The organism is Pseudomonas sp. S5F11, from assembly GCF_019641515.1.
In the GTDB taxonomy this organism is placed as follows: Bacteria; Pseudomonadota; Gammaproteobacteria; order Pseudomonadales; family Pseudomonadaceae; genus Aquipseudomonas; species Aquipseudomonas rhodesiae.
This window is the reverse complement of record NZ_JAIFJZ010000001.1, coordinates 1092737-1117993: the sequence shown is the minus strand read 5'-3', so window position 1 is coordinate 1117993 and position 25257 is coordinate 1092737. Positions and strand designations below refer to the sequence as shown.

Here is a 25257-nt window from a genome sequence, read left to right as displayed (position 1 = left end):
GTCATCATCCTGATCGCGATCTTCATGCACTAAACCCGAGTTCGGCTCGGAACCTCGTGGGAGGGCGCTTGCGCCCTCCCACTTTGTTTTGGGTGGAGCGTCATCCAGGTCGCCACCAGCAAAATACTGGCGACGCCTGTCATGATCAGCAAGGGCTGCGAGGTGCCGTCCGATAACCAACCGGTGATCCCACTGCTTATGGCGGTGAGGAACATCTGGATGAAGAAGAATAGTCCCGAGGCGGTGCCGGCAATCGCGCCATAGGGCTGCAACACCGACAGTTGGCACGCCGGAATCACCAATCCCACCGACACCATGATCACCACCATCGGCAGTACAATCGCCAGCCATTGCTGCGCCCATGCGCTTGTGGTGACGGCGAGCAGAACGCTGCCTGCCACGTTCAATGCGATGGCTGCGCTGATCAATCGGTCCGCTTCAAAGCGCAGCACCAGTCGACGAAACAGATTCGCCCCCAGCATATAGCCGCTGATCGTTGCCGCGAACACCAGCGCATAGGCCGTGGCGGATAAGCCAAAGCCCCGTTGCAGCAGCGCAGATGACTCACTGATAAAGGGAAAATACGTGCTGTACACGCAGCCGATGGCCAGCGCGTAACGCAGGAAATAGCGGTCGCGCAGCAACTGCCCATACAGACCCAGCAGATTGCCCGGTGGCGTAGCGGCTACGTGCGCCGGGCGGGTTTCCGGCAGGCGGCGATACACCGCCCCATACAACAGCGCACCGATCGCGCCCAACAGCAGAAACAAGCCACGCCACCCAAACCACGGCAGCAACAGGCTGCCCACTACCGGCGCGGCCATCGGCGACACCGCCATCGCCATGGAGATCAGCCCCAGCAGGCGTGCCTGTTCGCTGCGGTCGAAGTGATCGCGCACGATCACGCGGCCAATCACCGTGGTGCAGCAGCCGCCCAGCGCCTGAAACAACCGCGCGATTATCAGCACGACCAGACTGTCGGCCAAGGCGCAGGCCAAGGTGGCCAGCCCATACAGCGCCAGTCCCGCCAGTAACACCGGGCGACGGCCGAAGCGGTCAGTCAGCGGGCCGCTGACCAGCAGGGAAATGGCCGAACCGAGGGTGTACAGCGTGAGGGTCAATTGCAGCTGACTGTCGCTGGCCTGGAAGTAATCAGCCATGGCTGGCAGTGCTGGCAGGTGCATGTCCAGGGTGATGCGCGGCAGGCCGATCAATACGGTCAGCAGCACCAGCCAGGAACCCAGGGAAAGAGCACGTTGAGTCATGGGCAAGCTCGTGGGAGTAAGTGGAGCCAGAACTCTATCGGCTTTGTGGTTTAATCCTGTGGGCCACTTATGCCAAAAAAGAATGGACCACTATGAGCCGAGGTAAAGCTGCATCCGCCCTTGATCTGCCACGCCCCGACGCGCTGGACGCGGGCAAACAGCAGGGCGCGTACGAGGCATTGCGCGCAGCGATCCTTAACCGGCAATTGCCGGCGGGCAGTCGTTTGCCGTCCACGCGCAGCCTGGCCGAGCGGTGGCGGGTGTCCCGCGGCACGTTGGAAACTGCGTATGAACGTTTGCAGGAGGAAGGGTATGTGCAGCGCATCGCGGGGTCCGGCACGCGCGTGTGTGCGGTGATCCCCGAACACTTTATCGCGGCGCCGAGGCCACACCACATGCCGCGTCGCTCGGTACAGCCGGACCGCCCGTACGCGGGCGTGCAAAGTCATGTGCCTTTCGTCGCAAGGCGTCCGGATGCCGGCCTGTTCGACATGAAAGCCTGGGCCCGCTGCCTGTCTCGTGGGTTGTTGGCGGCGGGGCCAGGCGCGCTGGAGGCGTCCCATCCAGCGGGCGTGCCGGAGCTGCGTACCCAGATCGCCGACTACCTGCGCCGGCATCGCGGGCTGCACTGCGAGGCTGATGAAGTGATTGTCACCACCGGTATTCGACATGCCCTCGATTTGATTGCGCGCACACTGCTCAACCCCGGCGACACGGCGTGTGTCGAAGACCCTGGCTACCCACCGGCACGACGCTTGTTTGAGCTGGCCGGCGCTGGCGTACAGGCGGTGCCGGTCAGCGCTGATGGCCTCGACACCACCCAGCTGCCCGACGTTGCGCGCCTGGTCTACGTGACACCGGCCCACCAGGCGCCGCTGGGCATGACCCTGTCGGTATCACGCCGTCTGGCCTTGCTGGACTGGGCCGCACGTGCGCAGGCATGGGTGGTCGAGGACGATTACGACAGCGAATACAATTACCAGAGCGCGCCGCTGGCCGCACTTAAAGCCCTGGATTCCGGCGACCGGGTGATCTACTGCGGTAGCTTCAACAAAAATCTGTTCCCTGGCTTGCGGGTGGGCTTCATGGTAGTGCCCAAGGCGCTGCGCCGGCCGCTGCTACGCACCCTGCACCTCACCGGGCATTCGGTCGGCGCCAGTGATCAGTTGGGCTTGGTGGAGCTACTTGGCAGTGGGGCGTTTGTGCGTCATCTGCGCGCTTCACGCCAGGCTTATCTGGCCCGTCGCGATACGCTGCTCGAATGCCTCGGCGGCCACGGCAGCGTCACTGGCCAGCAGGCTGGGCTGCACTTTGTGTTGTGGCTGCCGACAGGAGCTGAAGAAGCGGACTTCTGTGCCCGGGCGGCATCTGTCGGACTCACGCTGCAACCGCTGGGCGCGTTCTGTCATGAGGCGAGGTTGCCGCCGGCGGTGATCATTGGCTACACCGCGCTGACCTTGGCGCAGATTCGCTATCACGGCCGAGCATTGGCGGCGTTGTGCCTATGAGCAGGGGCGGGCCGCGAGTTCAGTCTTCGAACCCGACCTGCTCGTGAATCTCGTCCACTTTCAATTCCAGGCGGTACGCCACCGCAATGAACAGCGCCTGGCACAGGCACAGCGTGGCGCTCAGTGAGCGGAATGCGAACGAAGAACCCTCGTTTACCAGCAGCACCGCGTTGGCCCGCTTGGCCAGGGGCGAGAGGTTGCTGTCGGTGATGATCAGGGTCTTGGCCTGGTGGTGCTGGGCGATACGCAGGCAGTGCTGGGTTTCTTTGCCGTAGGGCGTGAAGCTGATGGCGATCACCAGGTCATTGGCGCGCACACTGCGCATCTGCTCGCGGTAGCTGCCGCCCAGGCCGGAGATCAGGTGGATGCGCTTGTTGGTGTGCTGCAGGTTGTAGACCAGGTAGTCGGCCACCGCGAAGGAGCGGCGCACGCCAACCACGTAGATGTTGTCGGCATTGACCACCAGGTCCACGGCTTTTTCGAACATTGCGTCGTCCAGCTCCAGCCCCAGACGCTCGATGCCGGACAGGGTGGCATTCACGCACTCGCGCGCCAGGTCGCCGCCGCTGGCCTTCTGCGACTTGTTGGCGATCATGCTGCGGATGCGCTGCTGGTAATTCTGCACCGGGGTGGTCTTGTGGGTGTAAGCCTCGCGGAACAGCGCCTGCATCTCACTGAACCCGCTGAACCCGAAACGCTGGGAAAAACGCACGATGGCCGAGGGGTGCACTTCGCATTCGCGGGCAATGTCGCTGATACGGTCGACCATGATGCGGTCGCTTTGCTGGCTCATGTAGCTGGCGATGCGTTTGAGCTGGCGCGGCAGGCTTTCGTATTCGTCGGTAATCAGCTGCAACAGGCGTTCGGCATTGATCGGAGGGCTGGCGATGGTGTCTTCCAGGGTGGTCTCGGGATCGGTGCGGGACATGGGCAATCCTTCTGGCGTGTTCGTCTGTTGCGCTGATGGGTGGCGTCAGTCTACAGGGTAGGCGCAAAAAAATACCCCGACATCACGGCCGGTGTGGCGTGCTGAAACGATGCACGCCGGCTAGGGGGACCATTATGTCGGGTTATTGGAAAAAATATTCCACTAAAAATAAATATGGAATAAATATTGATTGGTGCCGCTGAACGTTCTAGTCTGCTCCACCAAGAGCGTTTGCCGTCGCCACGGCGGCACAACGCAGGCTGATAAAAATAACAGGAGCCAGCATGGGCCAGACTCGTTTTGCCAGTGGGCGTCAATTGGATCTGATTTGCCTCGGGCGCCTGGGCGTCGACCTCTATGCACAGCAAGTCGGTGCACGGCTTGAGGACGTGTCCAGTTTCGCCAAGTACCTCGGCGGTTCCTCCGCCAATATCGCTTTCGGCACCGCGCGGCTGGGGCTCAAGTCGGCGATGCTCAGCCGCGTGGGCGACGACCATATGGGGCGTTTCCTGGTGGAATCCCTGGCCCGCGAAGGGTGCGATGTCAGTGGCATCAAGGTCGACCCGGAACGCCTCACCGCCTTGGTGTTGCTGGGCCTCAAGGACCGCGAAACCTTCCCCCTGGTGTTCTACCGCGAAAACTGCGCCGACATGGCCCTGCGCGCTGAAGACATCAATGAAGCCTTTATCGCTTCCAGCAAGGCGCTGTTGATCACCGGCACGCATTTCTCCACCGACGGTGTGTACAAGGCCAGCATCCAGGCCCTGGATTACGCGGCCAAACATAACGTCAAACGTGTGCTCGATATCGACTACCGCCCGGTGCTGTGGGGGCTGGCGGGCAAGGCCGACGGCGAAACCCGCTTTGTTGCCGACCGCAATGTCAGCCAGCATGTGCAGAACATCCTGCCGCGCTTCGATCTGATCGTCGGCACCGAAGAAGAGTTTTTGATCGCGGGCGGTAGCGAGGATTTGCTCACTGCCTTGCGCACGGTGCGTGAGCTGACCCCGGCGACGCTGGTGGTCAAACTTGGCCCGCAAGGGTGCACGGTGATCCATGGCGCGATCCCGGCGCGCTTGGAAGACGGTGCGATCTACCCCGGCGTGCGGGTGGAAGTGCTTAATGTATTGGGGGCCGGCGATGCCTTTATGTCGGGCTTTCTCAGCGGGTGGCTGAATGACGCCAGCGACGAGCGTTGCAGCCAGTTGGCCAATGCCTGCGGCGGTCTGGTTGTATCGCGCCATGCCTGCGCGCCGGCCATGCCCACGCCGGCGGAGTTGGATTACTTGTTCAGCAGCCCCGTGCCGATCACCCGGCCCGATCAGGACCAGACCCTGCAACGCCTGCACCGGGTGACGGTGCCGCGCAAACAGTGGAAGCAGCTGTTTATCTTCGCCTTCGACCATCGCTGGCAATTGGTGGACTTGGCCCAACGCGGTGGCCAGGACCCAGCGCGCATCAGCGACATCAAGCAGTTGTTTATCCAGGCCGTCGAACGGGTGGAGCGCAAGCTCGCCGAGCAGGGCGTGGAGGCCGATGTGGGCCTGCTCGCCGACCAGCGCTTCGGCCAGGACGCACTCAATGCGGCCAGCGGGCGCGGCTGGTGGATCGCGCGGCCGGTGGAAGTGCAGAACTCGCGGCCGCTGGCCTTCGAGCATGGCCGGTCCATTGGCAGCAACCTGATCGCCTGGCCCCAGGAGCAGATCATCAAGTGCCTGGTGCAGTTTCATCCCGACGATGAGCCCTTGCTGCGCCTGGAGCAGGAAGCGCAACTTAAGGCGGTGTACGACGCCTCCCTGGTCAGCGGCCATGAGCTGTTGCTGGAAGTCATCCCACCCAAGGATCACCCATCCACCTACCCGGATGTGCTCTACCGCAGCCTCAAGCGCCTGTACAACCTGGGTATCTACCCGGCGTGGTGGAAGATCGAGGCGCAGTCGGCCGAAGACTGGAAAAAACTCGATGAGCTGATCCAGGAACGCGACCCGTACTGCCGTGGTGTGGTGCTGCTGGGCTTGAATGCCTCGGCGGACTGTTTGGCGACCGGGTTCCAGCAGGCCGGTCAGAGCACGACGTGCCGAGGGTTTGCGGTGGGCCGCACGATCTTTCAGGAACCCAGCCGTTTGTGGATGGCGGGGGAGATCGATGATGAGACATTGATCCAGCAGGTCCAGGCGACCTTCGAACAGCTGATCAACGCCTGGCGCAGCGCGCGAACCTGACCACAGCTTTGAATGTGCGCTGCAATTCCAATGTGGGAGGGGGCCAGCTCCCTCCCACAAAAAGCAGAACTCAGTGATACCTGAAAATAATAAAGGTGCAGCCATGCCCGCAATCCGAATTGGCATCAACCCGATCTCCTGGAGCAACGACGACCTCCCGGCCCTGGGCGGTGAAACGCCGCTAAGCACCGCGCTGAGCGAAGGCAAGGACATCGGCTACGAAGGTTTCGAACTCAACGGCAAGTTCCCCAAGGACGCCAAAGGCGTCGGCGATGTGCTGCGGCCCTATGACCTGGCGCTGGTGTCGGGGTGGTATTCCAGTCGCCTGGCCCGGCGTTCGGTGGCCGAGGAGATCGAAGCCATCGCCGGCCATGTCGAGCTGCTCAAGCAGAACGGCGCCCATGTGCTGGTGTACGGCGAGGTGGCGGATTCGATCCAGGGCTCGCGCATTCGCCTGATCGAACGCCCGCGTTTCCACAGCGAACAGGCTTGGCAGGACTACGCCGACAAACTCACCGAACTGGCGCGCTTCACCCTGTCCCAGGGCGTGCGCCTGGCGTACCACCACCATATGGGCGCTTACGTCGAATCTCCTGAAGACATCGATCAACTGATGCAGCGCACCGGGCCGGAGGTCGGCCTGCTGTTCGATTCCGGCCATTGCTACATGGGCGGCGGCGAACCTATCGAAGTGCTGCGCAAACACATCGGGCGCATTTGCCATGTGCATTTCAAGGACGTGCGCAAGCCGGTGGTGCAGTTGGCGCGCAACCAGATGTGGAGCTTCCCCGACTGCATTGTCAACGGCACGTTCACCGTGCCCGGCGATGGCGATATCGACTTTGCCGAGCTGCTGGATGTGCTGCTGGCCGCTAAGTATCAAGGCTGGCTGGTGGTGGAGGCCGAGCAGGACCCGGCCGTGGCGCCCAGCTATATCTATGCGAAAAAGGGCTACGACACCTTGCGTGCGCTTCTCAACGAGAGGACTTGAGTGATGAGCTTGTTGGTCAAAAGCAGCAAACGCGGGCAAACCATGGTTGCCCTGGAAGCAGGGCGGCTGGAGTACGTGGGCTTCTCGGCCTACCGCCTGAGCCTGGGCGAAACCCTGCCGGTCAGCGCCGGTGATAAAGAGCTGTGCCTGGTGCTGCTCAGTGGCCGGGTGAATATTGAAGGCGAAGGCTTCAACTGGCAGAACCTCGGTGATCGCCAGTCGGTGTTCGAGGACAAGTCGCCGTTCGCCGCGTACCTTCCGCCGGGCACCGACGCCCAGGTCACGGCCTTGAGCGATGTGCAGATTGCCGTGTGCGCCGCTCCCGGCGCGCCGGGTTACGAACCACGCCTGATCCGTCCCGAGGACTGCAAGCGCAGCGTGCGCGGCAAAGGCGCCAACACCCGCTATGTGTGCGACATCCTGCCCGACAGCGCGCCGGCCCATTCGCTGCTGGTGGTGGAAGTGCGCACGCCGTCGGGGCATTCGTCGAGCTACCCGCCGCACAAACACGACACCGACGACCTGCCGCACCAGAGCTTTCTCGAAGAGACCTACTACCACCAGATCAACCCGCCCCAAGGCTTTGTGTTCCAGCGGGTGTACACCGACGACCGCAGCATCGACCAGGCCATGGCCGTGGAAAACAGCGACCTGGTGGTGGTGCCCAAGGGCTATCACCCGGTCAGCGTGCCGTACGGCTACGAGTCCTATTACCTGAACGTGATGGCCGGCCCCAAGCGTGCCTGGCATTTCCATAACGACCCGCAGCACAGTTGGCTGCTGGACCTTTGATCGAGCGGTTTGGACGGAGAACAATAACAATGTATTCGCCTTTACGTTTTGCCCTTAACCGCATGGTCGCTCCGCACCTGTCACTGGACGCGTTCATCCAGCTGGCGGCTTCGCTCAAGTGCGATGCCATTGAGATCCGTAACGATCTCGAAGGTCGCCAGATCGAATACGGCACCCCGGCCAGCCATGTACGTGAAGCGTGCGCGGCCCAGGGCATCACGGTGCTGTCGATCAACGCGCTGTACCCGTTCGATGTATGGAACGACGAACGTCGCGCCCAGGCCATCGCCATGGCCGACTATGCTCGTGAATGCGGCGCCCAGGGCCTGGTGATGTGCCCGTTCAACGAGCCCGGTGATACGCGCAACGAGGCCCAGCGTGCCGCCGGTTTGCGCACGGCTTTGAGCGAGTTGGCGCCGATCCTGCGCGAGTACGGCATCCTCGGCTTTATCGAGCCTCTGGGTTTTGAAGCGTGTGCAATGCGCCGCAAGCGCGTGGCGGTGGATGCGATCCAGGCCATCGGCGGCCTGGATGTGTTCCGTCTGGTGCATGACACCTTCCACCACTATTTGGCCGGCGAGCAGGAATTCTTCCCGCAATTGACCGGGCTGGTGCATATCTCCGGCGTGGAAGAGACCGACGCGCCACTCAACTCGATCCGCGACCGCCACCGCGTGCTGGTGGGCGAGGGCGACATCCTCGGCAATACCGCACAAATCGACACCCTGCTCAGCAGCGGCTACGGCGGTTACCTGTCGTTCGAACCGTTCGCCGCCAGCGTGCATGAAATGACGGATATCCAGCAGGCGCTAGGGGCAAGCATCGCCCATCTGCAGAAACGATAAGGGGCGCAACATGACCACCACCCGACTGACCATGGCCCAGGCCCTGGTGAAGTTTTTGGACAACCAGTACATCGAAGTCGATGGCGTGCAGAGCAAGTTCGTCGCCGGCGTGTTCACGATTTTCGGCCACGGCAATGTGCTCGGCCTGGGCCAGGCCCTGGAGCAGGACAGCGGTGACCTGGTGGTGCACCAGGGCCGTAACGAGCAGGGCATGGCCCACGCGGCCATCGGTTTTGCCAAACAGCACCTGCGGCGCAAAGTGTATGCATGCACTGCTTCGGTCGGGCCGGGTGCGGCGAACATGCTCACTGCGGCGGCCACCGCCACGGCCAACCGCATTCCGTTGTTGCTGTTGCCCGGCGATGTGTACGCCAGCCGCCAGCCCGACCCGGTGTTGCAACAGATCGAGCAGTTCCACGACCTGAGCATCAGCACCAACGATGCGTTTCGGTCCGTGAGCAAGTACTGGGACCGCATCAACCGTCCCGAACAACTGATGAGCGCCGCGATCCACGCCATGCGCGTGCTCACCGACCCGGCGGAAACCGGCGCGGTGACCCTGGCCTTGCCCCAGGATGTGCAGGCCGAAGCCTGGGACTATCCGGATTACTTCTTGCAAAAACGCGTGCACCGTATCGAGCGTCGCCCAGCCACCGCCGCGATGCTTGGCGATGCGCTGGCGGCCATCCGAGGCAAACGTAAACCGCTGATCATCTGCGGTGGCGGGGTCAAGTACTCCGGTGCGAATGCGGCGTTGCAAGCGTTCGCAGAGCGCTTCGATATTCCCTTCGCCGAGACGCAAGCGGGCAAGAGCGCGGTGGTGTCCAGCCATCCGCTTAATGTCGGCGGCATCGGCGAAACCGGGTGCCTGGCGGCCAACCTGCTGGCGCCCGAGGCCGATCTGATCATTGGCGTCGGTACGCGCTACACCGACTTCACCACCTCGTCCAAATCGCTGTTCAAGCACCCGGATGTGACGTTTCTCAACCTCAATATCAGCCCCGCCGATGCGTTGAAACTCGATGGCGTGCAGGTGCTGGCCGATGCGCAGGTTGCCCTTCAAGCATTGACCGACGCCCTCGGTGACTACCGCGCAGGTTGGGGCGAGCAGATTGCCGACGCCAAGGCGCAACTGGACGCCGAAGTCGACCGCGTGCATCAGGTGGAGTACCACGGCGATGACTTCGTGCCGGAAGTGGATGACCACCTGGACCGCGCAGTACTGCGGGAATTTATCGAGCTGACCGGTTCGTGCCTGACCCAGAGCCGGGTCCTGGGTGTGCTCAATGAGACGGTGGCCGACGATGCAATTATCGTCGCCGCCGCCGGCAGCTTGCCTGGCGATTTGCAGCGCGCCTGGCGCAGCAAGGGCGTCAACACCTACCACGTCGAATACGGCTACTCGTGCATGGGCTACGAGATCAACGCCGCCCTCGGCGTGAAGCTCGCCGAGCCGAGCAAGGAGGTCTATGCCCTGGTCGGCGACGGCTCCTACATGATGCTGCATTCCGAGCTGGCTACCTCGATTCAGGAGCGGCGCAAAATCAACGTGGTGCTGCTGGACAACATGGCCTTCGGTTGCATCAACAACCTGCAGATCGGCAACGGCATGGACAGCTTCGGCACCGAATTCCGCTACCGCAACCCCGAAACCGGCCAGCTCGACGGCGGCCTGGTGCCGGTGGACTTCGCCATGAATGCGGCGGCCTATGGCTGCAAGACCTACAAAGTCAGCAGCGTGGAGCAATTACAGGCCGCGCTGGCCGATGCGCGCACGCAAACCGTCTCAACCCTGATCGACATTAAAGTGCTGCCCAAAACCATGGTTCACGGCTACCTGTCCTGGTGGCGGGTGGGGGTGGCGCAGGTCTCCACCAGCGAACGCACGAACGCGGCGGCGAAGAAACTCAACGAGCACCTGGCCAAGGCCCGGCAGTACTAATAACAAGAGGAGTGTGTGTATGTCTTTGAAGCTAGGTGTTATCGGGACCGGCGCCATCGGCCGCGACCATATCCGTCGTTGCAGCCAGACCTTGCTCAATAGCCAGGTGGTGGCGGTGACCGACATCAATCTGGACCAGGCCGCCAAGGTAGTTGCCGACTTGCAGCTGGCCGCCGAGGTGTACCCAGACGGCCATGCGCTGATCAACTCGGCCGAGGTTGAAGCGGTTCTGGTGACCTCCTGGGGGCCGAGTCACGAAGAATTCGTGCTCGCCGCGATTGCCGCCGGCAAGCCGGTGTTCTGCGAAAAGCCGCTGGCGGTGACCGCCGAAGGCTGCCGCAAGATCGTCGACGCCGAAGTGGCCCATGGTAAGCGCCTGGTGCAGGTGGGCTTTATGCGCCCGTACGACGAGGGCTATCGCGCCCTTAAAGCCGTGATCGACAGCGGCCAGATCGGCGAGCCCTTGATGCTGCACTGCGCACACCGCAACCCGAGGGTGGGCGAAAACTACAAGACCGACATGGCAATCACCGACACCCTGATCCACGAACTGGATGTGCTGCGCTGGCTGCTCGACGACGACTACGTGTCGGTGCAAGTGGTGTTCCCACGCAAGACCAGCAAGGCCTTGGCCCATTTGCGTGATCCGCAGATCGTGCTGCTGGAAACCGCCAAGGGCACGCGCATCGACGTGGAAGTGTTCGTGAACTGCCAATACGGCTACGACATCCAGTGCGAAGTGGTGGGAGAGAGCGGCATCGCCAAATTGCCGGAACCGTCACAGGTGCAACTGCGTAGCGAGGCGAAGCTGTCCAACGCGATCCTGATGGATTGGAAGGACCGCTTTATCGGTGCCTATGACGTGGAGTTGCAAGCCTTTATTGATAGCGTACGCGCCGGCAAGGTGGGCGGGCCGTCGGCGTGGGACGGCTATGCGGCGGCGGTGGCGGCGGATGCGTGTATCGAGGCGCAGGGCAGTGGGCAGATCGTCAAGGTCAGCTTGCCGGAGCGCCCACGCTTCTACGGCTGACACTCGGTCAAGGTGGGGAGGGCTGGTTCCTTCCCCCCTTGGATTGGGTTTGCACTTCAATCAAGGAGTCAATCATGCGAATTGGACTAGTTGGCTATGGCCATGGAGGGCGCTTCTTTCATGCGCCGCTGATTGCAACCTTGCCCGGTGCCACGTTTGTCGGCGTGGTCACCCGTTCCCCCGAGCGGCGCCAGCAATTGAATGCCGACCACCCGGGTGTCCAGGCATTCAACAGCATCGGCCAGATCGTCGAAGCCGGTGTGGATGCCTTGGTGATTTCCACCACGCTTAAAGGTCGCCCGGCACTGGTGCTCGAAGCTATCGAACACGGCGTGACGGTAGTCAGCGACAAACCCTTTGCCGCCAACGCCGAGCAAGCCCAGGCGCTGATTACCGCGGCTGAACGCCAGGGGACGCTGCTCAGTGTTTATCAGAACCGCCGCTGGGACTCGGATTACCTGACCCTGCGCAAGCTTATCGATGCCGGCGCCCTGGGCACCATCAGCCGCTTTGAATCGCGGGTGGAACGCTACAGCCCGCAGGCGGTGGGCAACGCCAGCGGTGGCGGTTGGCTGCGGGATTTAGGCAGCCACCTGGTGGACCAGGCGTTGCAACTGTTCGGCCCGGTGGACAGGGTATTCGCGCAATTGCACTACAGCGCCGAACATCCCCATGTCGACCACGGTTTTTTTGTGTCTCTGACCCATGCCAACGGGGTGATTTCCCACCTGTGGGGCAATGCCTTGCAAAACAGCCAGGCGCCGCGCTTTCGCGTCAGTGGCAGCGCCGGCTGTTACACCGTCGAGGGTCTGGACGGCCAGGAAGAGGCACTGATGGCCGGCAAATCGCCGAAAACCGAGGGCGAGCACTGGGGCGCCGAAGAACACCGACGCTGGGGCTGGTTCGAGCAGAGCCCGGAACGTGAACGCGTGCCGTCGGAGAAGGGCTGCTGGACCCAGTTCTATCGTCAGTTGCAAGCCGCCGTACAAGGCCAGGGACCGCTGCCGGTCAACGCCTATGACGCGCTGGAAACCACCCGTATATTGGACGCCGCACGCCTGAGCGCCGAGCGCCAGCAGGTGGTTTCAACAAAAATAGAATAAAATTCTAAAACAAGTTGATATGGAAATTATTTTCCAATAAAGTCTTTTCCAGGTTGCAAAAAGTACGTCGCGGGCTCGATCCGCACGGCTCAACAAAAACAAGATCAAAAACAACCAGGTACCGTCAGATGAAAATCTTCAACGCTGTACTGCGAGTTTTACGCCCCATCTCCGCGCCGCGCGGTCTGCCCAGCACCCGCCCGTTCTACTTCTCCTTCCTTAATGTGCTGTGTGTCGAAAATAACGACGCGCTGGTGTGCTGCATTCCCGGTGCGCCAGTCGTACGACTGCCCACCTCGCTCTGAACAACGCAACGTCCAACAAAACCAACAAGAAAGTGGAGACAGACCGTTCATGAAGACCCCGATCCGTTTTACCGCGCTGGCCTTGTCCATGCTGCTGGCCAGTGGGTTTGCCAGCGCCGCCGATATCAAAGTGGGCGTGAGCATGTCCGCATTCGATGACACCTTTCTGACCTACCTGCGTGAAGACATGGACAAGCAAGCCAAGTCGTACCCCAAGGGTGATGGCGTGCAGCTGCAGTTCGAAGACGCCCGCGCCGATGTGGTCAAGCAACTGAGCCAGGTCGAGAACTTTATCAGCCAGAAAGTCGACGCCATCATCGTTAACCCAGTGGACACCGCATCGACCGCCAACATCATCAAGGCCGCCACCGCCGCGAAAATCCCACTGGTGTTCGTCAACCGCCGGCCAGATCAGAAGGACCTGCCCAAGGATGTCGTGGCCGTGACCTCCGACGACGTCGAAGCCGGCAAGCTGCAAATGCAGTACATCGCCGAAAAACTCGGCGGTAAGGGCAAGATCGTGATCCTGCTGGGTGACCTGGCGAACAACTCCACCACCAACCGCACCAAGGGCGTGAAAGAGGTGCTGGCCAAGTATCCGGACATCAAGATCGAGCAGGAACAAACCGGGATCTGGCTACGCGACAAGGGCATGACGCTGGTCAACGACTGGTTGACCCAGGGCCGCGAATTCGACGCGGTGCTGGCCAACAACGATGAGATGGCTATCGGTGCGTCCATGGCCTTGAAATCAGCCGGCAAGGAAAAGGGCAGTGTGTTGATCGCCGGTGTCGACGGCACACCGGACGGTTTGAACGCGATCGCCAAGGGGGACATGGCTGCGTCGGCATTCCAGGACGCCAAGGGCCAGGCCGTCGGCTCGGTGGAAGCGGCGCGCAAGATGGCAAAAAACGAGGCGACGGAGCAGAACGTGGTGATCCCGTTCAAGCTGATCACTCCGGACAACGTCAAAGACTTCAAGTAGCCCCGACCTCACAATAATAAGCCGGCAGGGCGGTCGTGCCCGCCCTGTCGATGGAGTACCTGTCTATGCTCGCTCAAGCCACAGCCTCGCAGCCTGCGGGTATCCAGCCCCGTGCGCTGGACGAACCCTACCTGCTGGAAATCCTCAACATCAGCAAAGGCTTCCCCGGTGTCGTGGCCCTGGACGATGTGCAGCTGCGCGTGCGCCCCGGTTCCGTGCTGGCGCTGATGGGCGAGAACGGTGCGGGCAAATCGACGTTGATGAAGATCATCGCCGGCATCTACCAGCCCGACAGCGGCGAAATCCGCCTGCGAGGCGAGCCGATCGTATTTGACACCCCGCTGGCCGCGCAGAAGGCCGGGATTGCGATGATCCATCAGGAACTCAACCTGATGCCGCACATGAGCATCGCCGAGAACATCTGGATCGGCCGCGAGCAGCTCAATGGCCTGCGCATGGTCAACCACCGCGAAATGCACCGCTGCACCGCCGACTTGCTGGCGCGCTTGCGCATCAACCTGGACCCCGAGGAACAGGTGGGCAACTTGAGCATCGCCGAGCGGCAGATGGTCGAGATTGCCAAAGCGGTGTCCTACGACTCCGACATCCTGATCATGGACGAACCGACATCGGCCATCACCGAGAAGGAAGTGGCCCATCTGTTTTCGATCATTGCCGACCTCAAGTCCCAGGGCAAAGGCATCGTCTATATCACACACAAGATGGACGAAGTGTTCGCCATCGCCGATGAAGTGGCGGTGTTTCGCGACGGTCAGTACATCGGCCTGCAACGGGCCGACAGTATGGACAGCGACAGCCTGATTTCGATGATGGTGGGCCGCGAGCTGAGCCAGTTGTTCCCGGTGCGCGAAACGCCCATCGGCGAGCGCTTGCTGTCGGTGCGCAACCTGCGCCTGGACGGGGTGTTCAAGGATGTGTCGTTCGACCTGCACGCCGGGGAGATTCTCGGAATTGCCGGGCTGATGGGCTCGGGCCGCACCAACGTGGCCGAAACCTTGTTCGGTATCACCCCCGCCGACGGCGGCCAGATCACCCTCGACGGCGAGCCGGTGCGCATCACCGACCCACATATGGCCATCGACAAAGGCTTTGCACTGCTGACCGAGGACCGCAAGCTCAGTGGCCTGTTCCCCTGTCTGTCGGTGCTGGAAAACATGGAAATGGCTGTATTGCACCACTATTCGGGCAACGGCTTTATCCAACAGAAAGCCCTGCGCGCACTGTGCGAAGACATGTGCAAGAAGCTGCGGGTGAAAACGCCGTCGCTGGAGCAGTGCATCGACACCTTGTCCGGCGGCAATCAGCAGAAGGCGCTACTGGCCCGCTGGCTGATGACCAACCCACGCCTGCTGATCCTCGACGAGCCGACCCGCGGCATCGACGTCGGCGCCAAGGCTGAGATCTATCGACTGATCTCGTTCCTCGCCAGCGAGGGCATGGCGGTGATCATGATTTCTTCGGAGTTGCCCGAGGTGCTGGGCATGAGCGATCGGGTGATGGTAATGCACGAAGGCGAACTGATGGGCACCCTGGACCGCAGCGAAGCGACCCAGGAAAAAGTCATGCATCTGGCCTCGGGTATGACCGCAGTCCACTGACGCACCGCCGCGCGGGCCGGCGGTTGGCCTGCGCTTCAGAATAAAAAAGGTGAATGGTTATGAACGCAATAACGGATAACAAGCCAGCCTCGGCGCCGGTCAAACATCGGCGTCGAATGCCCACCGAGCTGAGCATCTTCCTGGTGCTGATCGGCATCGGCCTGGTGTTTGAGGTGTTTGGCTGGATTGTGCGCGATCAGAGTTTCCTGATGAACTCCCAGCGCCTGGTACTGATGATCCTGCAAGTGTCGATCATTGGCCTGCTGGCCATCGGCGTGACCCAGGTGATCATTACCACGGGGATCGACTTGTCTTCGGGTTCGGTGCTGGCGCTGTCGGCGATGATCGCCGCCAGCCTGGCGCAGACGTCGGACTTCTCGCGGGCGGTGTTTCCCAGCCTGACCGACTTGCCGGTGTGGATTCCGGTCGCCATGGGCCTGGGAGTTGGGCTGCTGGCGGGAGCGATCAACGGCAGCATCATCGCCGTTACCGGGATCCCACCGTTTATCGCCACCCTGGGCATGATGGTCTCGGCCCGTGGCCTGGCCCGCTATTACACCGAAGGCCAGCCGGTGAGCATGCTGTCTGACTCCTACACCGCGATCGGCCACGGCGCGATGCCGGTGATCATCTTCCTGGTGGTGGCGGTGATCTTTCATATCGCCCTGCGTTACACCAAGTACGGCAAGTACACCTATGCCATCGGCGGCAATATGCAGGCGGCGCGGACGTCGGGGATCAACGTCAAGCGTCACCTGATCATCGTCTACAGCATCGCCGGTCTGTTGGCGGGGCTGGCCGGGGTGGTTGCCTCGGCGCGGGCCGCCACGGGTCAGGCCGGCATGGGCATGTCGTATGAGCTGGATGCGATTGCCGCCGCAGTGATCGGCGGGACCAGCCTGGCGGGCGGGGTAGGGCGCATCACCGGCACCGTGATCGGCGCGCTGATTCTGGGCGTGATGGCCAGCGGGTTTACCTTTGTAGGGGTGGATGCGTATATCCAAGACATCATCAAGGGCTTGATTATCGTGGTGGCGGTGGTGATCGACCAATATCGCAATAAGCGCAAGCTTAAACGCTGAGCTGTAAGGCACAAGGCACAAGCTGTAAGCTGCAAGTTGGAAGTCCGACGAGCTCTACAGCTTGTCGCTTGCAGCTTGCGGCTTATAGCTGCTCTACGAACTTTCCTGCTATAAACGCACTCCGATGACCATTCGCCAAGCCCGTCCTGGTGTCTTTGGGGGTTATATCGGAAAAAATGCCTGTCTTTTCAGTTGCTGCGCCCTCAAGTCGGCCTTAGACTGCCGCCCCTCGTAAATTGAGTGCCGGGTGGCGCTTGGAATGGATGGCGCCCTTCCGAGACCTGCACAGGTCGGCCGGAACGCTCCCTTATTCGCCTTAATGCACGTATTTTTTATAGAGAAATCAATGACAAAGGAAAAGTTGCTGGCCATGCCGGCGGATGACTACATGAATGCCGAACAGCACGCTTTTTTCGAGAAGTTGCTGCAAGACATGAAAGTGGAACACCACGAGCGCATTGAACAGAACCGTATCGCCATTGAAAGCCTGGACACCCCGGCTGACCCGGCCGACGCTGCTTCCGTGGAAGAAGAGCGCACCTGGCTGGTCAACGCCATCGACCGCGACCAGCGCATGCTGCCGCAGCTTGAGCGTGCACTGGAACGCATCAAGGAAGATTCCTTTGGCTGGTGCGACGACAGCGGCGAGCCTATCGGCCTCAAGCGCCTGCTGATCAGCCCGACCACCAAGTACTGCATCGAAGCGCAAGAGCGTCACGAGCAGATCGACAAGCATCAGCGCCAAGCCTGATGCGGTGAAGCCGGGGAGCCGTCCGCATGGTTCCCCGCAGGAATACCCGCCACACCCCGTCTACTATTGATCTACTGCACGGCACCCCACTAAAGGCCCATGGATAATGGCCGGATAGTGGCGTTTAATGCCGTGACAATAAAGACAATCAGTGGGGGTGACGAAATGGCTGGGGACGGATCTCTGATGGGCGCAGCAGTGCCGCCACACGCGGTGGCGCGCCGGTTGCCCGGCTGGCTGACGCCGCTGTTGCAGAGCACTGCTCTGGTGCTGATATTGTTAGGCCTGGCATTCGCCCAGCTGCCGATCTACCTGTGTCTGCCCATCGCCCTGTTGGTGATCTGGCTGCCTCGCTTGCGCAGCCGCCCGGTCGGCCCTGCGCCGGTAGCCGTCGATACGATTGGCGAACTGACCCGGGATCTGTCCTACACCACCAGCCATAACGCACTGTCCGCTGCCGGCGTGGCCTATTCGGTCAAGCAACTGGCCGCGCGCCTGCAGTCGCAATTGACGGCGGCCAAACAGATTGTCAGCAGTGCCGAAGTCATGATCAGCACCGAACAGGTCACTTCCCAGCTCAGCCGCCAGGCCTTGGGGGCCGCCAGCCAGGCCCATCAGCGCAGTACCGAAGGCCGGGAAGTGCTGGTGCACTCCATCACGCGCATGCGTCAGCTCAGCCAGCGCGCCAATGCCAGCCGCGAGCTGATCGAAGCCTTGAGCCAGCGCAGCGAGGAAATCCAGCGGGTCACCCTGGTGATCCAGTCCATCGCCAGCCAGACCAACCTGTTGGCGCTCAATGCCGCCATCGAGGCGGCACGGGCCGGTGAGCATGGGCGCGGGTTTGCGGTGGTGGCCGACGAAGTGCGCGGGCTGGCCGGGCGTACCGCCACGGCCACCGATGAAGTCGGGGTGATGGTGGCGGATATCCAGCAGCGCACGGCTCAGGTCGTGGAGCAGATTCGCCAGTTATCGGCGGATTTGCACACCGGCGTCGAGCAGGTGGAGCACGCCGGCGAACAGTTGGAAAGCATTGCCAGCCTCGCCGCCGATGTGGAAGGCCAAGTCAATGAAATCGCCCAGGGCACCGACACCAACCAGGCGCAGCTCGACAGCCTGTTCCATGCGGTGGAACAGATGCGCAGCGATTTGAGCATCAGCGACGAGCAAACCCGGCAGTTGGCCGACGCCGCGATCCAGATGGAAGGGCAGGCCGAAACCATCAGCGAGCGTCTGGCGGCGGTGGGGCTGGACGACTATCACCAACGGATCTACGACCTGGCCCGCGAGGGCGCCAGCCGCATCGCTGCGCAATTCGAAGCGGATATACAGCAAAACCGCATCAGCCTGGATGACCTGTTCGACCGTACTTATACCCCGATTCCCAACACCAGCCCGAGCAAGTACCACACCCGCTTCGACAGTTACACCGACAAGGTGCTACCGGCGATCCAAGAGGCGCTATTGCCGCGTCACGAAGGCTTGGTATTTGCCATCGCCTGCACGCCACAGGGCTACGTGCCGACCCACAATAATGCGTTTTCCCAGCCGTTGACCGGCGATGCCAAAGTGGATGCGGTGCAGAACCGCACCAAACGTAAGTTCGACGACCGCACAGGCATTCGCTGCGGCAGTCATCAGCAGGCGGTGTTACTGCAGACCTACACCCGCGATACCGGCGAGCTGATGCATGATCTGTCGGTACCGATCATGGTCAACGGCCGGCATTGGGGCGGGTTGCGCCTGGGTTATAAACCGGAAAGCGCCAAACGCTGAGGTCGGGCGTGGCGCTCGCGTTACGCCTTGGCGGGCTCATGCAACAGCGCGTTCAGGTCGTCCACCGCCGGCGCCCATTCGGCGTCGACGTGCAGTTGCTCTTTGAGAAAACTGGCCTGTTGCGCGCTCCAGAACGGGGCGTCGACCAATTTGACGTCGTCCGGCAGGCGGTGCTCGGCGGTGAACCGCTCAATACCTTCTTGGGATGAATCCAGGCCAAGTTGATCGAACAGGGTTTCCAGGGTAGGGGGGGTGGTGTCCATTGGTATCTCCATGCAAAGTGAGCAGCGTTATGCATGGGAGGGCCCTGACACGGCAGAGTTCGAATTTGTTCGTCAGCAGGTCAGTGCGCCGGCATCCACGGCCGTCTTGAGGGCCTGGGCCGACTCTTTGGCGGCGCTGGCAGCGGCCTCCACGGTCTTGAACCAACGGTCTTTTTCCACTTGGTGGGTGGTAGTAGTGGTCAGGGGCGGTTTGGCACGCATTACGATGACCGCTTGAAATTCACCGTCAACTTCCCTGGCTTCGCCACGGATAAAAAATTCGCCAATATCAAATTCCGTCACGTATCGCCTTCCCTTCGAGGTATTCAACTGCACTGATGAAACCTGACCCGCCGGCGGGGCAAACTTCAATGGACGGGTCAGTATGGCAGTTGTTGGAGGGCTGTGGCGCGGTAAAGTCAACCAGGTGACGAAACGATCCCATCGTGCAGACTGGCTTCCAGTTGTTTGGCCAGTTCACACGCCTTGATATGGTTGCTGCGGAAACCCCTGATTCGGCCACTGGTCACTTCCAGGATATGAAAGAAGTTCCTCCCGGCAGGTACCACTTGGTAAAGAACAGAATTGGAGTACCCTTCCAGGCCTGGCAAGCAGTAATATTGGCGCTCGTCTGGACATGATGAACGAGTGCCGGAAGACGTAGCCTGATAGTGACGTCGTTGCATGGTCAGCTCCTATCGATCTTGTGACTTACCGCAAACGGTTCGGGTGGTTTGAACCCTATCGCTGTTCTACCATTGTCGTCGCGGGTCGACACTCGGTTCCACGCCAAGTAATTTTTGTGTGAACTGTCGGAAACTACGTTTTTGATTGGGGTTATTCTCTGAAGCGGTGCGACCCGTATTCTCGGGTCGTTGAACCTGTGATTTCCTGTCAGTCCCGGTGACCTTGCATAAGGTCCATCGTGTGCGCCCGTACGAGGCGTGCAATACGGCAGGAAGTTTCTTCAGTTTTTTCAATAAGTGCATCAGGTGATCGTGCCGTATTGGCCGTTTTAGTGTGCTGCCTGTTTCTGCAGGCCGTACTTTTTTCGATGTGGGGGCTTTTCCTTGGCAGTCAGTAATCTGGATATGCACGCATTGTTCGTGCTGGGTGATTTGCGCGCAAAGTTGGTCAAACAGTTCCAATCCCGTTTTGTTTACATCACTGAGCAGACGCCGGAAGGCATCTACGTCGCCGAAATCGACACCGAAACGGCATTGGTGGTGGATGACAAACAGCGTCTTGAACTCAAAGTGGGCGACCATTTTCGCGCGGCGGTATTGCCCAGCCGCGAAGGCGGTAAGTTCGAATTGAAGTTCCGCGACATCAAGTTGACGGTATATGGCCTGGGTGATTACGCCTTTGTTTCTTCGGCCGAAGGCGAGGGCATCGTGTTCAAGGAAGGCCACAGTGTGATGCTGGTGTTCGCCGCCCATGAACAATTGCAGGAGGGTCTGACCAAAACCCTTAAAACCGTGACCGGCAAGGCCGCCAAGTGGCGCAAGGGCGAACTGGTCACCTTCAAGGCCAGCGAGTAAAGCGTCCACAGCACACGCGTGTGTCGTCTTCCGGAACCTCTACTACAGTTGAGTTGACTTAACTATTCAGAGGCTTCGCGCGTTCGCGGCAAAGCCATCCGCTATGGCTGCAGTACGCGAGGTAAGGCATGAAAGGTTTGAGAACCCTGTTGGTGGCGTCCCTGACGAGCCTGAGTCTATCGATGGCTTCGTTGCCCGCGGCGGCGCAAACGCCGGTGCATTTTGCCGACCTGAATTGGGAAAGCGGCAGCCTGATCACCGAAGTGCTGCGGTTTATCGTCGAGAAGGGCTATGACTTGCCCACCGACACGTTGCCCGGTACCACCATCACCCTGGAGACCGCCCTGGCCAAGAATGACATCCAGGTGATCGGCGAGGAGTGGGCTGGCCGTAGTCCCGTGTGGGTCAAGGCTGAGGCCGAAGGCAAAGTGGCCGGTCTGGGCGATACGGTCAAAGGCGCAACCGAGGGCTGGTGGGTGCCTGAATATGTGGTCAAGGGGGACCCCGCAAAGGGCATCAAACCGATGGCGCCGGACCTCAAGAGTGTAAAAGACCTGGCGCGCTACAAGGATGTATTCAAAGACCCGGAATCTCCCGACAAGGGGCGCTTTCTCAACAGCCCCATCGGCTGGACCTCGGAAGTGGTCAATCAGCAGAAGCTCAAAGCCTATGGCCTGGACGACAGCTACGTGAACTTCCGCAGCGGCTCGGGTGCGGCGCTGGATGCCGAAATCGCCTCCTCGATCCGGCGTGGCAAACCGGTGCTGTTCTACTACTGGTCGCCGACTCCTTTGATGGGGCGCTACAAACTGATCCAGCTCGAAGAGCCGCCATTCGATGCCGAGGCCTGGAAAACCCTGACCGACGCCGACAACCCCAATCCAAAGCCGACTCGTTCGCTGGCGTCCAAGTTGAGCATCGGTGTGTCTACGCCGTTTCAGAAGGCGTACCCACAGATCGCCGGGTTTTTCGAAAAAGTCGAGTTTCCCATTGAGCCGCTGAACAAGGCCTTGGCCACCATGAGTGAAAACCATACTCCGCCAAGGGAGGTGGCTCAGGCGTTTCTCAAGGCCCATCCCGAGGTCTGGAAGGCCTGGCTGACCGACGAGGTGGCGCAGAAGGTTGAGGCGAGCCTGAAGTAGCAGGCCGTTCGCTCCCCGACGAAATACCTGCAAAAAAACCTCGGACGACTATCCTTTCCCGGACCTTTTCAGGGAGAGCCCGTCATGAGTTTTGTGATCGCACGCTGGATCGTCGGCATATTCACCGGAATCAGTGTGATCCACCTGTACTGGGCCGCCGGCGGCAAGCTCGGCAGCCTGGCGGCCATCCCGCAGTTGCCCGGCGAATTTGCCAGCGGCCCGCGCCCAGCGTTCAAACCGTCGGCCCTGGGCACCTTTTTGGTGGCGATGGGGCTGGTGGGGATTGCGCTATTGGTCTGCCTGCGCGCCGGCCTGTATTTCCCTGCGGTATCCCACCATGCGTTGCAATGGGGTATCAGCGCCATCGCCGTGCTGATGTTCGCCAGGGCCATCGGCGACTCAGAACTGGTGGGTTTTTTCAAAAAAGTCGGAGGGTCGCGGTTTGCGCGTTGGGATACGTATTGCTATTCACCGTTGTGCCTGGCTCTGGGGGTAGGGTTGTTGGTAGTGGCTTGGGCCTGAGCCGCGCCTGGAAAGACCCGTGTGCTTGTTGGCAAGCAACTGTCAGCCAGCGCTGATTGATTCTCAAATAAAAACCCCTCGCATCCTTACCCGATTTTCCAAGCTGGCCGTCATGGTAGATAGAACCTCAATTACGCAGGATTTATCATGTCGCGTCTTGCTCGTCCCTTGCATCCGCTGGCTTTGTCGGTGGCGATGGCTTTTGCCGCTGTGCCGTTGTTGACCGTCCAGTCCTCCTTCGCCGAAGAAAGCAGCGCCCAGCGCGGCTTCCAGGTGCCGGCCGGTGATTTGAGCCAGGCGCTCAATAACCTGGCCGAGCAGGCGGGGCTGGTGCTGGCGTTCGATGCAGAGCTGACCCGAGGCAAGCGCAGCCCGGGCGTGAGCGGGCAGTACGATATCGATGGGGCGTTGAACCAATTGCTGGCCGGCACCGGTTTGCAGGCGCTGAAACTTTCCGGCGACCGTTATCGCTTGGAGGCGATCCCGGACAGCGGCGGGGCCATGCAACTGCAGGCCACCACCATCAACGCGGCTTACCAGGCCGAAAGCCCCACCGGTCCGGTGCCCGGTTATGTGGCCACGCGCAGCCTGTCGGCGACCAAGACCGATACCGCGCTGATCGAAACCCCGCAGTCGATCTCGGTGGTCACTAAAGACCAGATGCGTGCCCAGAACGCCGAAAGCCTCAATCAGATCCTGCGCTACAGCGCCGCCGTGGTGCCGGAAACCCGTGGCGCCACCGCCTCGCGCCTCGACCAGTTGACCATTCGTGGCTTCTTGCCCACCACTTACCTCGACGGCCTGCGCATGCCGTCCAGCCGCGATGCCTTGCCGCAGAAAGATGCGTTCGATTTGGAACGGGTCGAAGTGCTGCGTGGCCCCGCCTCGGTGCTATACGGCCAGGGTTCGCCCAGCGGTGTGATCAATATGGTTACCAAGCGGCCGCTGGATGTGCCGTTCCATGAAGTGGGCGTCGAATACGGCACCTTTGATAAAAAGCGCACCACCTTCGACCTCAGCGGCCCGCTTGACGATCAAGGGGTGTATTCCTACCGTGTCGCCGGTCTTTTCGACGATGCCGATGGCCAGGTCGAACACACCGAGACCCGTCGTCAGTCGTTGTCCAGCGCCTTTACCTGGCGCCCGGACGAGGACACATCGCTGACCTTGCTGGGGCACTTTCAGAAAGACCCCAAGGGCGCATCCTACGGCTCGGTACCGGCTTGGGGCTCGGTGCTGCACAGCCCCACCGGGCGCAAGATCGACGTGGACTACTACGACGGTGAAAAGAACTTCGAGAAAAGCGATCGTGAGTATTACTCCGTCGGCTACGCGTTCGAACACCATTTCAACGACGTGTGGACGCTGCGCCAGAATGCACGCTATCTGCGTGCCGAGGGCATCTATCGCAGCATCTACAACAGCTATCTGCAGGCCGATTACCGCACGTCTACTCGCTCGACCATTGCCACCGATGTGGACATGGATGCCTACAACCTCGACAACCAGGTGCAGGCCAAATTCGACACCGGGCCGTTGCAGCATACGCTGTTGATGGGCGCCGATTACCAGAACACCAGCACCGATACCAAGGCGGGTTATGGCTCGGGGCCTTCACTGGATATCTTCGATCCCGTATACGGCGCCCCGGTGACCACGCCGGCCTTCGCCACGGACGCCACTTCACGCAGCGAGCAAACCGGGGTTTACCTGCAAGAGCAGATGAAGTGGGACAACTGGGTGCTGCTGCTGGGCGGCCGGTATGACTGGGCCAGCACCGATGGCACTACCAAGACGCTGCGCACCGGTGCCAAGAGCAAGTCCTCCTTGGACAGTGAGGCGTTCACCGGGCGTGTAGGGCTGGTGTATCTGTTCGATAACGGCCTGGCGCCGTATGTGAGTTACGCGGAGTCGTTCAACCCGCAATCGGGGACCGGCTACGGCGGTTCGGTGTTCAAGCCGACCGAGGGCAAGCAATATGAACTGGGCATCAAGTATCAGCCGCCGGGCAGCAACAGTTTTATCACCGCGGCGATTTTCGACCTGCGCCAGAGCAACGTGCCGACCATGGACCCGGATCCGACCCACCTGTGTGGTAACGGTCGCTGCCAGATTCAGGATGGCGAACAGCAATCCCGCGGCTTTGAACTGGAGGGCAAGGCCAGCCTGAGCGATAACCTCGATATCACCGCTGCTTACGCTTACCTGGACAACCGCGCCTCCAAGTCAAACAGCACCGTGCGTTATGCGCCAATCAGCGATATTGGCGTCGGCCCGGCGGTCCCGGTGGAAGGCACCACCACCTACGGCGTGCCACGGCATACCGCTTCGGCATGGGCCGATTACACCTTCCGCGACGGCCACCTCAAAGGCTTCGGCGCGGGGGCGGGTGCTCGCTATGTCGGCTCTTCCTGGGGCGATACCGCCAACACGTTGAAAGTGCCCGGCTACACCTTGTTTGACGCTGCGGTGCATTACGACATCCCAAATATCGTCAACCTCAACGACAAGCTGCGCCTGGCATTGAACGCCACCAACCTGGCCAATAAAGAGTACGTCGCGTCGTGCTACTCGTATTCATGGTGCTGGTATGGCTCGCAGCGCACGGTACAGGCGAATGCCACGTACCAGTGGTAAAGACGTGACGT

General features: G+C 61.1%; 22 protein-coding genes. 18 read left to right on the top strand and 4 right to left on the bottom strand.

Annotation, left to right across the window (positions count from 1 at the left end):
• Nucleotides 1-29: 29 nt before the first annotated feature.
• Entirely contained in the window at nucleotides 30-1265 is a 1236-nt protein-coding gene (locus K1567_RS04885) for a multidrug effflux MFS transporter (protein ID WP_034113115.1), read from the bottom strand.
• A 92-nt stretch (nucleotides 1266-1357) separates the two neighbouring features.
• Here K1567_RS04885 and K1567_RS04880 point away from each other — a divergent pair, with 92 nt between their 5' ends.
• Nucleotides 1358-2773 carry a PLP-dependent aminotransferase family protein gene (locus K1567_RS04880; protein WP_220698200.1) on the top strand — a complete coding sequence of 472 codons (1416 nt, stop codon included), beginning with the start codon at nucleotides 1358-1360 and terminating at the stop codon, nucleotides 2771-2773.
• A 19-nt stretch (nucleotides 2774-2792) separates the two neighbouring features.
• Here the strand turns inward: K1567_RS04880 and K1567_RS04875 are convergent, their stop codons facing one another.
• Complete coding sequence (locus K1567_RS04875; protein WP_034096994.1) at nucleotides 2793-3701, bottom strand: MurR/RpiR family transcriptional regulator; 909 nt, start codon at nucleotides 3699-3701, stop codon at nucleotides 2793-2795.
• A gap of 284 nt (nucleotides 3702-3985) precedes the next feature.
• Here K1567_RS04875 and iolC point away from each other — a divergent pair, with 284 nt between their 5' ends.
• The 13 genes from iolC (at nucleotide 3986) to K1567_RS04810 (ending at nucleotide 19141) form a co-directional block, all read left to right on the top strand.
• A complete protein-coding gene (gene iolC / locus K1567_RS04870; RefSeq protein WP_220698199.1) occupies nucleotides 3986-5923 on the top strand; it encodes a 5-dehydro-2-deoxygluconokinase in 1938 nt (645 codons plus the stop codon).
• 103 nt (nucleotides 5924-6026) lie between these two features.
• Nucleotides 6027-6914, top strand: coding sequence for a myo-inosose-2 dehydratase (iolE, locus tag K1567_RS04865; protein ID WP_034113121.1), 888 nt, complete (start codon nucleotides 6027-6029; stop codon nucleotides 6912-6914).
• Between the two features lie 3 nt (nucleotides 6915-6917).
• A complete protein-coding gene (iolB, locus tag K1567_RS04860) occupies nucleotides 6918-7706 on the top strand; it encodes a 5-deoxy-glucuronate isomerase (RefSeq protein WP_034096997.1) in 789 nt (262 codons plus the stop codon).
• 29 nt (nucleotides 7707-7735) lie between these two features.
• Nucleotides 7736-8551 (top strand): TIM barrel protein, encoded by an 816-nt coding sequence (locus K1567_RS04855; RefSeq protein WP_034096998.1) that lies wholly within the window; start codon nucleotides 7736-7738, stop codon nucleotides 8549-8551.
• Between the two features lie 10 nt (nucleotides 8552-8561).
• A complete protein-coding gene (gene iolD / locus K1567_RS04850; protein ID WP_169903187.1) occupies nucleotides 8562-10493 on the top strand; it encodes a 3D-(3,5/4)-trihydroxycyclohexane-1,2-dione acylhydrolase (decyclizing) in 1932 nt (643 codons plus the stop codon).
• 19 nt (nucleotides 10494-10512) lie between these two features.
• Nucleotides 10513-11523 carry a Gfo/Idh/MocA family protein gene (locus K1567_RS04845; protein WP_169868076.1) on the top strand — a complete coding sequence of 337 codons (1011 nt, stop codon included), beginning with the start codon at nucleotides 10513-10515 and terminating at the stop codon, nucleotides 11521-11523.
• Nucleotides 11524-11597: 74 nt separating this feature from the next.
• The gene (locus K1567_RS04840; RefSeq protein ID WP_220698198.1) at nucleotides 11598-12626 is read left to right on the top strand and encodes a Gfo/Idh/MocA family oxidoreductase; all 1029 of its coding nucleotides are present in this window, start codon (nucleotides 11598-11600) and stop codon (nucleotides 12624-12626) included.
• Nucleotides 12627-12754: 128 nt separating this feature from the next.
• On the top strand, nucleotides 12755-12931 hold the full coding sequence (locus tag K1567_RS04835) for a hypothetical protein (protein WP_167389885.1): 177 nt from the start codon (nucleotides 12755-12757) through the stop codon (nucleotides 12929-12931).
• Between the two features lie 49 nt (nucleotides 12932-12980).
• Complete coding sequence (locus tag K1567_RS04830) at nucleotides 12981-13916, top strand: sugar ABC transporter substrate-binding protein (RefSeq protein WP_034097002.1); 936 nt, start codon at nucleotides 12981-12983, stop codon at nucleotides 13914-13916.
• A gap of 65 nt (nucleotides 13917-13981) precedes the next feature.
• A complete protein-coding gene (locus K1567_RS04825) occupies nucleotides 13982-15535 on the top strand; it encodes a sugar ABC transporter ATP-binding protein (protein ID WP_034113130.1) in 1554 nt (517 codons plus the stop codon).
• 59 nt (nucleotides 15536-15594) lie between these two features.
• The gene (locus tag K1567_RS04820; RefSeq protein ID WP_034097004.1) at nucleotides 15595-16617 is read left to right on the top strand and encodes an ABC transporter permease; all 1023 of its coding nucleotides are present in this window, start codon (nucleotides 15595-15597) and stop codon (nucleotides 16615-16617) included.
• Between the two features lie 346 nt (nucleotides 16618-16963).
• On the top strand, nucleotides 16964-17368 hold the full coding sequence (locus K1567_RS04815) for a TraR/DksA C4-type zinc finger protein (RefSeq protein ID WP_003191666.1): 405 nt from the start codon (nucleotides 16964-16966) through the stop codon (nucleotides 17366-17368).
• 99 nt (nucleotides 17369-17467) lie between these two features.
• The gene (locus K1567_RS04810) at nucleotides 17468-19141 is read left to right on the top strand and encodes a methyl-accepting chemotaxis protein (protein ID WP_405045955.1); all 1674 of its coding nucleotides are present in this window, start codon (nucleotides 17468-17470) and stop codon (nucleotides 19139-19141) included.
• 20 nt (nucleotides 19142-19161) lie between these two features.
• Here K1567_RS04810 and K1567_RS04805 read toward each other — a convergent pair whose 3' ends face one another.
• On the bottom strand, nucleotides 19162-19404 hold the full coding sequence (locus tag K1567_RS04805) for a DUF2789 domain-containing protein (protein WP_034097006.1): 243 nt from the start codon (nucleotides 19402-19404) through the stop codon (nucleotides 19162-19164).
• Nucleotides 19405-19476: 72 nt separating this feature from the next.
• Nucleotides 19477-19707, bottom strand: a complete 231-nt coding sequence (locus K1567_RS04800; protein WP_034097007.1) for a hypothetical protein — start codon at nucleotides 19705-19707, stop codon at nucleotides 19477-19479.
• A 788-nt stretch (nucleotides 19708-20495) separates the two neighbouring features.
• Between K1567_RS04800 and K1567_RS04795 the strand changes: the two genes are divergently transcribed.
• From K1567_RS04795 to K1567_RS04780, 4 genes are all read left to right on the top strand, one after another.
• Nucleotides 20496-20945: a hypothetical protein gene (locus K1567_RS04795; protein WP_034113139.1), complete on the top strand. Its 450-nt coding sequence runs from the start codon at nucleotides 20496-20498 to the stop codon at nucleotides 20943-20945.
• 128 nt (nucleotides 20946-21073) lie between these two features.
• Nucleotides 21074-22087 carry an ABC transporter substrate-binding protein gene (locus tag K1567_RS04790; RefSeq protein WP_220698196.1) on the top strand — a complete coding sequence of 338 codons (1014 nt, stop codon included), beginning with the start codon at nucleotides 21074-21076 and terminating at the stop codon, nucleotides 22085-22087.
• A gap of 84 nt (nucleotides 22088-22171) precedes the next feature.
• On the top strand, nucleotides 22172-22609 hold the full coding sequence (locus tag K1567_RS04785) for a DUF3995 domain-containing protein (RefSeq protein ID WP_034097010.1): 438 nt from the start codon (nucleotides 22172-22174) through the stop codon (nucleotides 22607-22609).
• A gap of 147 nt (nucleotides 22610-22756) precedes the next feature.
• Nucleotides 22757-25246: a TonB-dependent siderophore receptor gene (locus K1567_RS04780; RefSeq protein ID WP_220698195.1), complete on the top strand. Its 2490-nt coding sequence runs from the start codon at nucleotides 22757-22759 to the stop codon at nucleotides 25244-25246.
• Nucleotides 25247-25257: the final 11 nt, after the last annotated feature.

Coding starts and splice junctions, on each gene's coding strand:
- K1567_RS04885 (WP_034113115.1), bottom strand. CDS start 1,265: ATGACTCAACGTGCTCTTTCCCTGGGTTCCTGGCTGGTGCTGCTGACC.
- K1567_RS04880 (WP_220698200.1), top strand. CDS start 1,358: ATGAGCCGAGGTAAAGCTGCATCCGCCCTTGATCTGCCACGCCCCGAC.
- K1567_RS04875 (WP_034096994.1), bottom strand. CDS start 3,701: ATGTCCCGCACCGATCCCGAGACCACCCTGGAAGACACCATCGCCAGC.
- iolC (WP_220698199.1), top strand. CDS start 3,986: ATGGGCCAGACTCGTTTTGCCAGTGGGCGTCAATTGGATCTGATTTGC.
- iolE (WP_034113121.1), top strand. CDS start 6,027: ATGCCCGCAATCCGAATTGGCATCAACCCGATCTCCTGGAGCAACGAC.
- iolB (WP_034096997.1), top strand. CDS start 6,918: ATGAGCTTGTTGGTCAAAAGCAGCAAACGCGGGCAAACCATGGTTGCC.
- K1567_RS04855 (WP_034096998.1), top strand. CDS start 7,736: ATGTATTCGCCTTTACGTTTTGCCCTTAACCGCATGGTCGCTCCGCAC.
- iolD (WP_169903187.1), top strand. CDS start 8,562: ATGACCACCACCCGACTGACCATGGCCCAGGCCCTGGTGAAGTTTTTG.
- K1567_RS04845 (WP_169868076.1), top strand. CDS start 10,513: ATGTCTTTGAAGCTAGGTGTTATCGGGACCGGCGCCATCGGCCGCGAC.
- K1567_RS04840 (WP_220698198.1), top strand. CDS start 11,598: ATGCGAATTGGACTAGTTGGCTATGGCCATGGAGGGCGCTTCTTTCAT.
- K1567_RS04835 (WP_167389885.1), top strand. CDS start 12,755: ATGAAAATCTTCAACGCTGTACTGCGAGTTTTACGCCCCATCTCCGCG.
- K1567_RS04830 (WP_034097002.1), top strand. CDS start 12,981: ATGAAGACCCCGATCCGTTTTACCGCGCTGGCCTTGTCCATGCTGCTG.
- K1567_RS04825 (WP_034113130.1), top strand. CDS start 13,982: ATGCTCGCTCAAGCCACAGCCTCGCAGCCTGCGGGTATCCAGCCCCGT.
- K1567_RS04820 (WP_034097004.1), top strand. CDS start 15,595: ATGAACGCAATAACGGATAACAAGCCAGCCTCGGCGCCGGTCAAACAT.
- K1567_RS04815 (WP_003191666.1), top strand. CDS start 16,964: ATGACAAAGGAAAAGTTGCTGGCCATGCCGGCGGATGACTACATGAAT.
- K1567_RS04810 (WP_405045955.1), top strand. CDS start 17,468: ATGGATAATGGCCGGATAGTGGCGTTTAATGCCGTGACAATAAAGACA.
- K1567_RS04805 (WP_034097006.1), bottom strand. CDS start 19,404: ATGGACACCACCCCCCCTACCCTGGAAACCCTGTTCGATCAACTTGGC.
- K1567_RS04795 (WP_034113139.1), top strand. CDS start 20,496: ATGCACGCATTGTTCGTGCTGGGTGATTTGCGCGCAAAGTTGGTCAAA.
- K1567_RS04790 (WP_220698196.1), top strand. CDS start 21,074: ATGAAAGGTTTGAGAACCCTGTTGGTGGCGTCCCTGACGAGCCTGAGT.
- K1567_RS04785 (WP_034097010.1), top strand. CDS start 22,172: ATGAGTTTTGTGATCGCACGCTGGATCGTCGGCATATTCACCGGAATC.
- K1567_RS04780 (WP_220698195.1), top strand. CDS start 22,757: ATGTCGCGTCTTGCTCGTCCCTTGCATCCGCTGGCTTTGTCGGTGGCG.